This window comes from Azoarcus sp. KH32C, assembly GCF_000349945.1.
Taxonomy (GTDB): Bacteria; Pseudomonadota; Gammaproteobacteria; order Burkholderiales; family Rhodocyclaceae; genus Aromatoleum.
This window is the reverse complement of sequence record NC_020548.1, coordinates 656,241-669,694: the sequence shown is the minus strand read 5'-3', so window position 1 is coordinate 669,694 and position 13,454 is coordinate 656,241. Positions and strand designations below refer to the sequence as shown.

General features: G+C 65.5%; 9 protein-coding genes. 5 read left to right on the top strand and 4 right to left on the bottom strand.

Features of this window, described 5'->3' with window-relative positions:
• From AZKH_RS25780 to AZKH_RS25765, 4 genes are all read right to left on the bottom strand, one after another.
• Positions 1 to 1,059 (bottom strand): 3-keto-5-aminohexanoate cleavage protein, encoded by a 1,059-nt coding sequence (locus AZKH_RS25780; RefSeq protein WP_015452253.1) that lies wholly within the window; start codon positions 1,057 to 1,059, stop codon positions 1 to 3.
• 60 nt (positions 1,060 to 1,119) lie between these two features.
• Positions 1,120 to 2,061, bottom strand: a complete 942-nt coding sequence (locus AZKH_RS25775; protein ID WP_015452252.1) for a TauD/TfdA family dioxygenase — start codon at positions 2,059 to 2,061, stop codon at positions 1,120 to 1,122.
• 69 nt (positions 2,062 to 2,130) lie between these two features.
• Positions 2,131 to 3,111 carry a quinone oxidoreductase gene (locus AZKH_RS25770; RefSeq protein WP_015452251.1) on the bottom strand — a complete coding sequence of 327 codons (981 nt, stop codon included), beginning with the start codon at positions 3,109 to 3,111 and terminating at the stop codon, positions 2,131 to 2,133.
• A 58-nt stretch (positions 3,112 to 3,169) separates the two neighbouring features.
• Positions 3,170 to 4,195 carry a universal stress protein gene (locus tag AZKH_RS25765; RefSeq protein ID WP_015452250.1) on the bottom strand — a complete coding sequence of 342 codons (1,026 nt, stop codon included), beginning with the start codon at positions 4,193 to 4,195 and terminating at the stop codon, positions 3,170 to 3,172.
• 338 nt (positions 4,196 to 4,533) lie between these two features.
• On the opposite strand from AZKH_RS25765, the gene AZKH_RS25760 reads away from it, so the two are divergent.
• From AZKH_RS25760 to AZKH_RS25740, 5 genes are all read left to right on the top strand, one after another.
• Positions 4,534 to 7,224 carry a LuxR C-terminal-related transcriptional regulator gene (locus tag AZKH_RS25760; protein ID WP_041657983.1) on the top strand — a complete coding sequence of 897 codons (2,691 nt, stop codon included), beginning with the start codon at positions 4,534 to 4,536 and terminating at the stop codon, positions 7,222 to 7,224.
• Positions 7,225 to 7,463: 239 nt separating this feature from the next.
• Positions 7,464 to 9,110: a fatty acid--CoA ligase gene (locus AZKH_RS25755; RefSeq protein ID WP_015452248.1), complete on the top strand. Its 1,647-nt coding sequence runs from the start codon at positions 7,464 to 7,466 to the stop codon at positions 9,108 to 9,110.
• A 139-nt stretch (positions 9,111 to 9,249) separates the two neighbouring features.
• A complete protein-coding gene (locus AZKH_RS25750; RefSeq protein WP_015452247.1) occupies positions 9,250 to 10,923 on the top strand; it encodes a DUF1302 domain-containing protein in 1,674 nt (557 codons plus the stop codon).
• A 14-nt stretch (positions 10,924 to 10,937) separates the two neighbouring features.
• A complete protein-coding gene (locus AZKH_RS25745; RefSeq protein ID WP_015452246.1) occupies positions 10,938 to 12,287 on the top strand; it encodes a DUF1329 domain-containing protein in 1,350 nt (449 codons plus the stop codon).
• Between the two features lie 88 nt (positions 12,288 to 12,375).
• Positions 12,376 to 13,428, top strand: coding sequence for a YCF48-related protein (locus tag AZKH_RS25740; protein ID WP_015452245.1), 1,053 nt, complete (start codon positions 12,376 to 12,378; stop codon positions 13,426 to 13,428).
• Positions 13,429 to 13,454: the final 26 nt, after the last annotated feature.

Here is a 13,454-nt window from a genome sequence, read left to right as displayed (position 1 = left end):
TTACGCCGCGTGTTGCAGAAAGCCGATCTGCCCCGGCTTGCGGTTGGGCGCGAAGCCGTTCTTCGCCAGCGTCTCGTCGGCGTTCTTGTAGAAGGTGCCGATCCTGTAGATCTCGCGCGCCTCCTTGCCGTTGGCGACGTCGCGGCCGAACTCGCGCGACAGGCGCACGAGCTGCTCGATCTGCTCGACGGTGCCCATTTTGCGGTCGCGGCGCTGGGTCCAGATGTTGTCCTCGATGCCGCAGCGCACATGCAGGCCCATCGCGATCGCCATCATGTTGAGCGGCAGCACGTTGAGCATCGACGTTTCGAGCGTCAGCACCGAGCCGTCCGGGCAGGCGCGGACGAAGTTCGCCAGGTTGTAGAGGTTCGGCGCATCGAAGCCGCCGCCGATCGCGACCCAGGTCAGGATCAGCGGCACGTTGCAGACGTTACGGCGCATCATGCGCTCGACCGTCTCCAGCTGCGAGATCGTCGCGAGCTGGAAGTGCGTCTGGATGCCCTTCTCGGACAGGCGGCGGATGTGCTCCTCGACCCAGCCCGGACCGGCCGGGATCGTCATCTCGCGGTAGGCCTGGTACATCGCCGGATCGGCGAGCGAGGTGCCGGCGATGTCGCGCTCGCACATCTGCTCGACGACGTTCATCTGGTTCGAGTTGATCGCGATCGTGACTTGGTCGGGCGTCGGGGTCAGCTCGGCGAGCATGTGGCGGGTGTCGTCCGAGAGCCACTTCGCGGCTTCACCGTCATTCTCGGGGGCGAAGGAAATCGAGCCGCCGACCTGGATGATCATGTCGGGCACGCGGGCGCGGATGCCGGCGATCAGCTCGTTGAACTTCGAGAGACGCTTCGAGCCCTTGCCGTCGAGTTCCCGCACGTGCAGGTGCAGCACCGTGGCCCCGGCGTTGTAGCAGTCGACAGCCTTCTGGATCTGCTCTTCCATCGTCACCGGAATGTCTTCCGGAAAGTCGGCAGGCATCCATTCGGGGCCATAGGGGGCGGCGGTGATGACGAGTTTTTGCTGGTTTTCGGGGAACAGCGATCCGTCGAGGAAATTCATCTGGATACTCCTTTGGGGTGGGTCTGTATGGGGTGAATGCTTTTGGCGAAAGCGCGCGTATCAGCGGGCGGCCAGGGCTTCCAGGCCGAAGGGCACGTCGCCGATGATCCCGGCGCGTTCCATCTTGCGGTGGCAGGGCGCGTAGTCCATGACGGCGTAGTGCTGGGTGCTGCGGTTGTCCCAGATCGCCATGCTGTTGGGCTTCCAGCGCCAACGCACCTGGTACTCCGGGATGAAGGCCTGGCGGATCAGGTACTGCAGCAGCTCGGCGGCACCCGGCGCGTAGTCCTGGCCGTAGCGCACATGGGCGGGGGTGTGGAAGTTCGTGAGGTGGGTCGTGAAGGCATTGACGAACAGCACCTTCTCGCCCGTTTCGGGATGCACGCGCACCACGGGATGCTCGGGATCCGGGTACTGCGCCTTCAGCGCGAGGCGCTTTTCGATCGGCATCGCCGCGCCGAAAGTCGCTTCGATGCTGTGGCGCGCACGCAGGTTGGCGATCTTGGCCTTGATGTCCTCGGGCAGCCGCTCGTAGGCGAGCACCATGTTCGCCCACATCGTGTCGCCACCGACCGGCGGGCATTCCACGCAGCGCAGCACGCAGCCCATTGGCGGCGCGTCGCGCCAGGTCGCATCCGTGTGCCAGGCGTTCTCGTAGCGGTCCATCGGCTGGTCGGGCGACTTGTAGATCTGCACGAGGCCGGGGTGATCCGGATGGCTGCCGGCGACCGGGTGGTCCTCCAGCTTGCCGAAGCGCTCGGCGAAGGCGACGTGCTCGCCACGCGTGATGTCCTGGTCGCGCAGGAAGAGCACCTTGTACTCGAGCAGCAGGGCCTTGATCTCGGCGAAGAGCGCCGGGTCGCGCGAGGCGTCGCCGATGTTCACGTTGAGCAGCTCGGCGCCGATGCTGGCGGTGAGCGGCTCGAACTTGACCGAGCTGTTCAGCACGCTCGGCCGCACGAAGGCCGGCGCCGCGGGTCTTTCCTGGGTCGTCTGATTCATGAAACCTGTCTCCTGTCTGTCCGTGGGTTTTTCGTTATCTCTCTGCGGGACTTTTTTTCTTGTATTCGTTTAGACGGTGAAGATCGACGATCCGATCGTCTTGCCGGCTTCCAGATCGCGGTGCGCCTGCACGGCGTCCTGCAGCGCATAGCGCTGGTTGATCTCGATCTTGATGCGGCCGGCGGCAACGTGGTCGAAGAGCTCGCCGGCGAGCGCGTCGCGTTCTTCCTGCGTGGCGATGAAGTCCGCCAGCGCGGGGCGCGTCAGGTAGAGCGAGCCCTTCATCGCGAGCAGCTGCGGATTGAAGGCGTCGATCGGGCCGGAAGCGGTGCCGAAGCACACCATCAGGCCGCGGCGCTTGAGTGAATTGAGCGAGCCTTCGAAGGTCGTCTTGCCGACGCTGTCGAACACCACGCTTACGCCCACTCCGTTGGTGATCTCGCGAACGCGCGCCGCGACGTCTTCCTTGCGATAGAAGATCACGTGGTCGCAGCCGTGGGCGCGCACGATCGCGGCCTTTTCTTCCGACGACACGGTGCCGATCACCGTCAGGCCCAGGAGCTTCGCCCACTGGCACACGATCAGCCCGACGCCGCCCGCCGCCGCGTGCAGCAGGATCGTGTCGCCCGCCTGCAGCGGCCAGATGCGGCGCATCAGGTAGGCCGAGGTCAGGCCGCGCATCGTCATCGCCGCCGCGGTCTCGCACGAGATCGCATCCGGCAGCTTGATCAGCGGCGCGGCGGGGATGATGCGGGCGGTACTGTAGGCGCCGAGCGTGTTGACGAAGCCCGTGTAGGTCACGCGGTCGCCCTCGGCGACGTTGGTCACGCCTTCGCCGACCGCTTCGACAACGCCCGCGGCTTCGACGCCCAGCCCGTTGGGCATCGGGATCGGATACAGGCCGGTGCGGAAGTAGGTGTCGGCGAAGTTGAGGCCGACCGCCTCGTGGCGCAGGCGGACCTGGCCCGGGCCGGGGACGCCGACTTCGACGGACTCCCAGCGCATCACTTCCGGACCGCCGGTCTCGTGGATTCGAATGGCATTGGCCATGTTGTGCTCCTCTATGCGGCGCTGCGAGCGGGCCGCGTGTTGTTTGAAGTAAAGCTCTTTATTTCGTATCCGGCGATGACGCCAGATTCACGATGCGCGAAAAGAGGCGCTTGAACTCGGCGTCGGTGTCGCCGCCGAAACGCGGATCGCCGTTTTCCGAGAAAACCGCGTTGATCTCGTCCCAATCGGCCGGTGTCAGGTAGCGCTGGGCCGCGGGGAGGATCACGCCTTCCTCGCGCCCCATGTGTTCCCAGATGAAGAGCGCGTAGCGGCTCACCGCGTCCTTGACCGCGGCGACGTCGGTTTCGCCGGCGAGGTGCCGTTCGACCGCCGCGGCGAGCTCGTCCACCAGCTGCATGTCGCGCTCGTGCTGGCGCTCGAGTTCGTCCAGCTCGGCATTGCAGCGCGAGGTGCGTTCGCGCAGCTTGCGGAACAGGTATTCCTCTTCCTTCGGATGATGCAGCGCGAGCGGGAAGGCCTTGATGTAATGGATCATCGCGCGCATCCGCGCGTCGCGGGGCGGGTCGTGCGGCCCCTGTTCGGTGCCGAGCAGGTGGAGCCACGCATGCAGCACGGCAGCGAGCGAGCGGTGCTCGTCGCGGATGATCCCGATCGCCTGCGAGGTCGCCGGCGGGTTCGTGGTGGCGGCGACCAGTACCGGCATGCCGGCGTTCACCAGCACCTTCAGCGTCTGTGACCCCAGCATCATGCCGATGCTGCTGCGCCGGCCGTGCGAGGCCATGTAGATCAGGTCGCAGCCGGCGTCCTGTGCGGCGGCGATGATCGCGCGGTAGGGCGAATCGCTGACCGTCGTCGAGGAGTCGCAGGGGACGCCGAGCGCTCGCGCTGCCGATTCGGCCTTCGCTAGCAGCTCGCGGGCACGTCCCTGATACGCGTAATCGTAGTCGGCAGGCGAGGTCAGGCGCACGATCTCTGCATCGCCGCTGAACGCTGCCGCGTGGTTCGGTTGCGCATGGAAGAAGGTGATGCGGGCGCCGAGGGTGCGGGCCAATTCGACGGCATTGCTGATGGTCTCCGTCGAGAGGTCGGTGCCGTCGATGGGTACGAGCAAATGGCGGTACATGGCTACTCCTGGAAGGAAGTCAGATGGGTTATCGGGTTGCGTTCCCGATCCCGATGCGCACTCTGCCGGCGACGATTTCGACCGGGAATGTCGGGACCGACAGGCCGGGGGCGATGTCTTCGAGCGCGCATACATCCACCAGCTGCATTCCGTTCTCCTCGTATTCGGGCTTGGAGTTGATGTTAGTCAGGGGGTGGAGTGCATTCCCCCTTCGTGCAGGAGGGGGAGGGGGTGGGCGAGGCGCAGGCTTATAATTGCGTCTGGTTGCTGCGTAAGCGGCGAGATTCGCACGGGCGCTTGTTGCGACCGATGTTGGGTCCATATCTGGTGGGATGACAATGACCACTTCGAGCGGAACTCCGCTGCCGGCACTCATGCTGAAGACGACTCCTCCGCGGGCCCCGCGGCATCTGCTGACGCGCGTCCGGCTTGCTTTGGATGAGCAACGGTTCAGAGACCGTCAGGTGATCGTGGTGCAAGCGCCGCCGGGGTTCGGCAAGACGTCGCTGCTCGCACAGTGGCGCCGTGAGGTGCTGGCGCGTGGGGCTGCGGTAGCGTGGACGTCGGTCGACGAGCACGTCGATCCGCAGCGCTTGTTGCAGAGCCTCGTGCATGCCGTGCGCTTCGGCTGCGGCCGGCCTGCGTTCGGCCGCACCCTGCTTGAAGGGGGAGCATCGGTCGGCGCATTGGAAGGTGTGACGGCCTGGTTGGCAGAGGTGGCGCACACGTCGCTGGACCTTGTCCTGATGGTCGATGAGGCGGAGCGCCTTTCGGCGGAGGCTTTGTCCGCACTGTCGTACCTGATGCACAACACGCCGCCCAACCTGCGCGTGGTCGTCGCCGCGCGCAGCGGCCTGGAAGCCGAAGTGGCCGATATGTGCGCCTACGGGCACTGTGTGCTTGTCGGACCGGAATTGCTGCGTTTCCGCATGGAGGACACGCTCGAGCTGGTTCGCAGCCGATTCGATGGAAAGATCGATGCGGATACCTGTGCGCGGATTCACGAGATCGTCGAAGGTTGGCCGCTGGGCCTGCAGCTTGCACTGGCCGCGCTGGAAAGGGGCGGAGACCCGCGCGCCGTTGTCGCGACGCTTTCAGCGCGTGATGGTATTCAGCAGGAGCAGCTCCTGGGCGGCTTGCTGGCCAAACTCGCGCCTGAAGACGCCGATTTTCTGACTCGGATTTCCGTAGCGGACCTTCTGCATCCCGAGCTCTGCGCGGCGCTCACCGGTATGGAGCGGTCAGCCGAACATCTTGCGCGCCTCATGCGCGACCTGCCGATCTTTGCCGTTGCGGACGATAGCGAGTGGTGCCGACTGCACATGCTCGCACGCGATGCCCTGCGTGCCCGGGTGGCCGAGTTGCCGGCCGCCGAGCAGGAGCAGCTGCACCTGCGCGCCATGCGATGGCTCGAAGGACGGGGAATGCTCGAAGAGGCCGCCCGGCATGCGTTGGCCGCGGGCAACCGCGAGGTTGCCTACAATCTTGCGGAGCAGTGCCTTTACGATGCGGCGATGCAGGGGCAGGTCGGCACGGTGCTCGAGTGGGTTGAACTTCTGCCGGCATCCGAGCTCGACAAGCGGCCCCGGTTGCGTCTTGCAGCCGCGTGGGTGCTGGCGCTCAGCGAGCGTCATGTCGAGGCTGAAAGGTTGGTCGCGCATATTCTGGAGGGGGCGGATGTCGACGTCGGCTTGCGCTATGAATGTGCGCTGATCGGTAGCGGCGCAGCCTATTACGCGGACGAACCCGATCGCTGCCTCGCCTTGTTCGAGCCGTGGGCTAATGCGCCGCCGTCAAGAGATCCGGCGTTGCTGCAGATGCATGCGAACCGCCTCTCGGTGCTGGCGATCCTGCGGGGAGATCCTGCGCTCGCGCGTCGTCATCAGCAGGAGGTGCCGCGAGGTGCACATGGCGCAGGATTCGCCTATTCGTCGCTGTGGGGCGAATTCATCACCGGTCTGAGCTATTTGTGGGAAGGGCAGGTGCAACTGGTCGAGCAGATGATGCAGCCGGTGCTTGCAAGAACCGACGAATCGCTGGGCAGGCGTCATCCGTTGTCGTGCATGCTTGCGGCTCTGCTTGCCGCTGCCGCCTACGAGCGTGACCGTATTGACGAAGCTGCCGCCCTCCTGGCCAACCGGCTCGATGTGCTCGAGCGCACCGGTACGCCTGAAACGGCGCTGCTTGGCTACCGGACAGCAGCTCGTGTCGCTGCCGCACAGGGGGCGGAACATCGTTCACTGGACCTCCTGGAAACGCTGTTCGCGATTGGCGCTGCGCGCAGCATGCCGCGCCTGTGCATCGTAAGTCTCACGGAGCAAACGCGCATGCACGCCGGGAGGTTCCGTTCGGAAACCTGCCGTATGCTCGCTGCACGCATTGATGAGATTGTTGCGCGCGAAGAGGAGGGGTACGGACCGGTATGGCGACGGATGGTCGAGCTGCAGCGGACGACGTCCCATGCCCATGCCGCAATCGCGGCACAGGATTGGCGTGCGGCGCGCGATGCGCTGGAACGGGCCTCGCCGTTTGCGCAGGGGATGAAACTCGGTCGCGCGTGGATCGAGAATATGGCGCTGCGGGCTTACGTGCTCGACCGCAGCAGCGAGGATGGCCGTGCGCTGCTGCGAGAGGCGATGGACCTTGCACGTACCTACGGCTTCGTGCGGGTGTTCGTGGATGCGCACCCGGCCATTGCCGATTGGGCACGCAGCCTATCGCTCGATGGCGCGGGCCATGCCGAGCCCGACAAGACAATCGCCGTCGCCCGGGTGATGCGGCCCGAGCTGCCGCGCGAGGGGGGCGGGCCGCGCGCGATTCCGAGCATGGTGCTGACCCCGAAGGAGCGTGAAGTCCTTGAGCTTCTTGCGCGCAATCTCTCAAATAAGGAGGTTGCCCACGCGATGGGGGTTGGCGAGGTGACCGTCAAATGGCACCTGAAGAATCTCTTCGACAAACTGGATGCCGCCAACCGCAAGCATGTTGTGCGCCGCGCCCAGCTTCTGGGCTTGCTGGAAGGCATCGAGTAAGCCCCTGCGAGGACCGTATCAACGGCGCAAGCCAAACGGACGCCTAGTGCGCCCGCCGTAACGCTGCCGCCCCGATTCATCCCCCTCCAGCCCAAACCCGCACCCGCCTCCCCCGCCTCCCCCGCCTCTGAGAAGGGGAGGCGGGTGCCTTGGCACAGATAAGCTTCGTCATACCCGCGCCGGACGCAATCATCCGGTCCTGCGCCGCTTAACGTTAAGCAACCATGACGGAGACAGCCATGCCGGAAAATCCCATCGACGCGACGCGCTCGGCGTACGCCTACCCGCTGCTGATCAAGCAGCTGCTGCTGAACTCGGTCACCGTGCACGGCGACCAGGAGATCACGTATCGCGGGGAGTTGCGCTACAGCTTCCGCGAGTTCCGCGCACGTATCGGCAAGCTCGCATCGGCACTGAGCGCATTGGGCGTTCGGCACGGCACCACCGTCGCGGTGATGGACTGGGACAGCCATCGCTACTTGGAGAGTTACTTCGGCATCCCGATGATGGGAGCGACGATGTTCACGGTGAACGTGCGCCTGTCGCCGCAGCAGATTGCCTATACGCTGAACGACTCGGAGGCCGAGGTCGTTCTGGTCCATGCGGACTTCGTGCCGCTGCTGGAGCAGCTGAAGCCGGAGCTGAAGGCGGTCCGCCAGATCGTCGTGATGGCCGACGGCCAGCCGTTGCCTGGCACCTCGCTGGAACTGGCGGGAGAGTATGAGGCTTTGGTGGGGGAGGCGTCGCCCGGATACGAATTTCCCGAGTTCGACGAGAACACCAAGGCCGCGACCTTCTACACGACGGGCACCACGGGCGATCCGAAGGGCGTCTGCTATAGCCACCGCCAGATCGTGCTGCACACGCTGACGACTGCAATGAGCCTCTCTGCTCAGCGCGACGGGCAGCGGCTGCATCGCGAAGATGTCTATATGCCGATCACCCCCATGTTCCACGTGCTCGCGTGGGGCATTCCTTACATCGCGGTGTTGCTCGGGCTGAAGACCGTTCTGCCAGGACGCTACGTGCCGGACATGCTGCTGAAGCTCAAGTGTGACGAGAAAGTGAGCTTCTCGCATTGCGTGCCGACGATCCTGCAGATGCTGTTGCAGGCCTCCGCGGGGGCTGAGCGGGATCTTTCCGGATGGAAGATGATCATCGGCGGCTCCGCGCTGTCGGCCGCCTTGTGCCGGGCAGCGGTCGAGCGCGGAATCGACGTGTTCGCCGGATACGGGATGTCGGAAACCGGGCCGGTCGTCGCGCTCGCCCAGCTCTCGTCCGATGACCTGAGCGGCGATGTCGACGATCAAGTCCGCCTGCGCTGCCTGACGGGCCGGCCCGTGCCGATGGTCGACTTCCGTGTCGTGGATCCCGACATGCAGGACGTGCCCCGCGATGGCAGGACGCAAGGCGAAATTGTCGTTCGCGCGCCGTTCCTGACCCAAGGGTATTTCAAGAAACCCGAGGCGTCCGAAGAGTTGTGGGCGGGTGGCTACCTGCACACGCAGGATGTCGCCGTAGTGCGGCCGGACGGCTTCGTGCAGATCGTGGACCGTATCAAGGACGTCATCAAGACCGGCGGTGAATGGGTGTCGTCGATCGAGGTCGAAAGCCTGATCGGCGAAGTGCCCGGCGTGCAGGAGTCGGCCGTCGTTGGCGTTCCCGACGAGAAGTGGGGCGAGCGGCCCCTGGCCTATGTCGTCTGCAAGCCAGGCGCGACACTCGACGTCGAGCGGATCCGCGCACGGTTGCTGCATCACGTCGAGTTGAAGCGCATCAGCAAGTACGCCGTACCGGATGCCCAACACATCGTCTTCGTTGGCGAGATTCCGAAGACCAGCGTCGGCAAGATCAACAAGAAGGTACTGCGCGAGCGTTCGGTCTGATTCTTCCCCCTCTCCCCCTCCGTTGCGCAGGGGGCGTGCGGGGGTGGGATGCGGACAATGAAACTGTGTCCGGAGTGAGAGTTTCCGGACAGGCGAAGTTGCTCGAACAAACGATAAGAGAGGGCTTACGGAGATGGAGATGAGGAAATGCGGCGGGGCTCCGGCGCGCAGGCAGATGACGCTTGTGGTGACGGCGGCGCTGCTATCGATGGGCGGCAACGCGCAGGCGTTCGAGTTCGACACCGGCAATGCGGATCTTCAGGTGCGCTGGGACAACACGATTCGCTACAACCTTGCGAGCCGCGTCGAAAAGCGCGACCGCAAGATCGGCAATTCTGCAGTGGCCGACGAGGGCACCTACAGCTTCGACCGGGGCGAGCTGGTGGCCAATCGCTTGGACCTGCTGTCCGAGCTCGACGTGGTCTACAAGGGCAACATGGGCTTTCGCGTGAGCGGGGCGGGCTGGTACGACGCGGCTTACGGCGACGACAGCCATGGCAACCCGAACGCGCCGCTGTCGGGCATTCCGAGCTACACCAATCACGAGTACAGCCATTACACCAAGCGTCTCTACGCGGGCCCCTCGGGCGAGCTGCTGGACGCCTTCGTGTTCGGCAACTTCGACGCGGGCGAGGTGCCGGTGCGCCTGAAGGCCGGCCGTCACGCGGTGTTCTGGGGCGAATCGTTGTTCCTGGGCGGGTCGATGCACAGCGTTTCCTACGCACAGATGCCGCTCGACCTGCAGAAGGGCTTCGCGACGCCGGGAGTAGAGGCGAAGGAGTTGTTCCGCCCGCTCAACCAGATCTCGGGCCAGGCGCAGGTCACCGACACGCTGTCGGTCGCGGCGCAGTACTTCCTCGACTGGGAGGCCTACCGCTATCCGGAAGGCGGCACCTACCTCGGGCCGGTCGATTTCGCCTTCAACGGCCCGGACCGCCAGTTCCTGAGCCGCGGGCTGGGCTTCGCGACGAACGGCAAGCCCCTGGAACCCCAAAAGACGGGCGAGTACGGCGTGTCGCTGCGCTGGTCGCCCGAGATGCTCGACGGGACGCTCGGCCTGTACTACCGCCGCTATGCCGACAAGCTGCCGCAGGTGCTGCTCACGCAGGTCGGCCCGGGGGTGAGCCGCTACAACATGATCTACGCCGACGGCATCGACCTCTTCGGCGTGAGCCTCGCGAAGAACATCGCTGGCATCAGCGTCGGCGCCGAGTTCTCGTATCGCCGCAACACGCCGCTTAATGCGCAGGTGCTGGGCGTCGCCCCGGGCGTGCCCGAGCGCGGAGAGACCAACGGGCCGCGCGGCGACACCTTCCACGGGCTGGTGAACTTCCTCGGCGTGGTGCCGAAGACCGCTGTGTTCGACGCCGCGAACTGGGCGGCGGAAGTGACCTGGAGCCGTTGGGACAAGGTGCGCAGCGGCGAGAACCTCTTCTACGCCGAGGGCTTCGCCCCCTGCCGCGGCCGCGACAAGTGGGACGGCTGCACGACAAAGGATTTCTGGGGCCTGGGGCTGTCCTTCACGCCGACCTGGTACCAGGTGCTGCCGGGGGTCGATCTGTCGGCGCCGATGTCGATTGCCGGGGGGATCTCGGGTAACGCAGCCACGGTGTTCGGCGGCAACGAGCGCAGCGGCAACTACAGCGTCGGCCTGTCGGCCGACATATTTCAGAAATACCGGATCGACCTGAAGTACGTCGACTACTTCGGCCGCTACCGCGACAACGGCACTGCCGTGACGACACAAAACGGCTTCACTACGCTGCTCAAGGACCGCGGCTTCGTGAGCCTGACATTCAAGACCACCTTCTGAGAGGAGACAAAGTCATGCATATCATCCAGACCATGCTCGCTACCGCGATCGCGGTAGCGTTGGGAGGACAAGCCGCGGCGGCCGTTCCGGCCGACGAGGCGAAGAAGCTCGGCACGAGCCTGACCGTGATCGGCGCCGAGAAAGCCGGCAACAAGGACGGCACGATCCCCGAGTACAGCGGCGGCACGACCCAGGCGCCGGCGGGCTTCAAGGCCGGCGACGGCATTCGGCCGAACCCCTTCGCGAGCGACAAGCCGCGGCTCGTGATCGACGGCAAGAACATGGCCCAGTACGCCGACAAGCTCACCGAGGGCACCAAGGCGCTGCTGCAGAAGTACCCGACCTTCCGTGTCGATGTCTATCCGACGCACCGCAGCGTCGCCTTCCCCAAGTTCGTCGCCGACAACACGGCGAAGTGCGCGGTGTCGGCCAAGACCGGCAATGACGGGCGCTCGATGGAAGGCTGCCACGCGGGCTTCCCGTTCCCGATCCCGAAGACCGGCTACGAGGCGATGTGGAATCACCTCGTGCGCTACAACGGCCAGGCTTATGAGGTGAAGTACCGCAACCTCAACGTCGACGCCAGCGGCCGTACGACGCTCGCCACCGAAGGCAACAACGTCCAGGAGTATCCGTTCTGGGACAACAGCAAGAGTTCGGCGGAAACCTATTGGCGCCTGAAGAACACCTACACCGGCCCGGCGCGGCGCGCGGGTGAGGCGCTGCTGATCGTCGACCCGCTTGACATCGGCACCAAGGACCGTCGGGCCTGGACCTACCTGCCGGGCCAGCGCCGCGTGAAGGTCGCCCCCGATCTGTCACACGACACGCCGAACCCCGGCACGGCTGGCGGCAATACCTTCGACGACATCTTCCTCTTCACTGGCTCGATGGACCGCTTCGACTTCAAGCTCGTCGGCAAGAAGGAGATGTTCGTGCCGTACAACGACTACGGTGCGGTGTATCAGGCGAAGCAGGACGATTTGCTGAAACCCAATCACCTCAACCCGGATCTCGTGCGCTGGGAGCTGCACCGCGTGTGGGTCGTCGAGGCGACGCTGCGCGAGGGCAAGCGCCACGTGTATAGCAAGCGCGTGTTCTACCTCGACGAGGACTCGTGGGCGGCGCTCGCGTCGGACCAGTACGACGCCCGCGGGCAGATATACCGCGCCGGCTTCGCCTACATGGCCCCGAGCTACGACCTGCCGGCACCTTACACCGACATGTTCGGCCACTATGACCTGATCGCGGGCATCTACTCGCTGACGGGCTTCAGCGCCGAAACCGGCGGCATGCGCCAGACCAAGCCGCTCAGCGAGCGCGATTGGTCGCCCGACTCGCTGGCCGGCGCGGGCATCCGCTGAACGACCCACAAGGTCTCCTCCCCGGGCCCCCGGTGCGGCGGCAACAGTGGCCGCACCGGGCGACCCGCCCCCCCACAGAGGAATGACAATGAAAGTGCACCGAATCGGCGGCATCGTGGTCGCGTTCGCGTTGGCAATGCCGGTCGCGGCCCCTGCGGCCGACTTCCAGGATGTACTCGACACACCCGCGATGGCGAGCCCGCTCGCGGCGAAGGGCCTGATCAACGGGCTCGCGCTCGCCGGCCAGCGCATCGTCGCAGTGGGCCAGCGCGGCCACATCGCGTATTCGGACGACCAGGGCAAGAGCTGGCGCCAGGCACGCGTGGCGGTGAGCTCGGACTTGGTGGCGGTGAGCTTCCCGACGCCGCAGCGCGGATGGGCAGTGGGTCATGATGGCGTCGTGCTCGCGAGCAGCGATGCGGGTGCGACCTGGAGCAAGCAGCTCGACGGCCGCAACGTCGGTGCCATGATGGTTGAGTACTACAAGGCGCAGTCCGGCGCCGAGTCCGCGAAATGGGTGACTGAGGCCGAGCGCTTTGCGGCACAGGGCGCGGAGAACCCCTTCCTCGACGTGTGGTTCGCTGACGACAAGACCGGCTTCGTCGTGGGCGCCTTCAACCTGATCCTGCGCACCACCGATGGCGGCAAGCGCTGGGAGCCGTGGCTCGATCGCACCGACAACCCGCAGGCGCTGCACCTCTATGGCATCCGTGCGGCGGGCGGCGACGTCTTCGTGACCGGCGAGCAGGGACTGGTGATGCGGCTCGACTCGGCCGCCGGGCGCTTCGTCGCGATCCCGACGCCCTACAAAGGCAGCTATTTCGGCGTCACCGGCACGCGGGACGCGGTGATCGTCTATGGGCTGCGCGGCAACGCCTTCCGCAGCACCGATGGCGGGGCGAACTGGCACAAGATCGAGACCGGATTGCAGGAAGGGCTGACGTCCGGTGTGGCCGTGGGCCAGCGCGACGTGTTCCTCGCGAGCCAGGCCGGGCGCCTCCTCGTGAGCCACGACGACGGTGAACATTTCGCGCCGGTCAAGCTCGAGCGGGCGACGCCGGCCTCGGCGATCGTGCCCTTGGGCGCGGACGCGATCGTCGTCGCGGGTGCCCGCGGCGTACGCGTCCAGCCGCTTCGCTAGAACAAGAAAGCTTAGGAGACAGACGC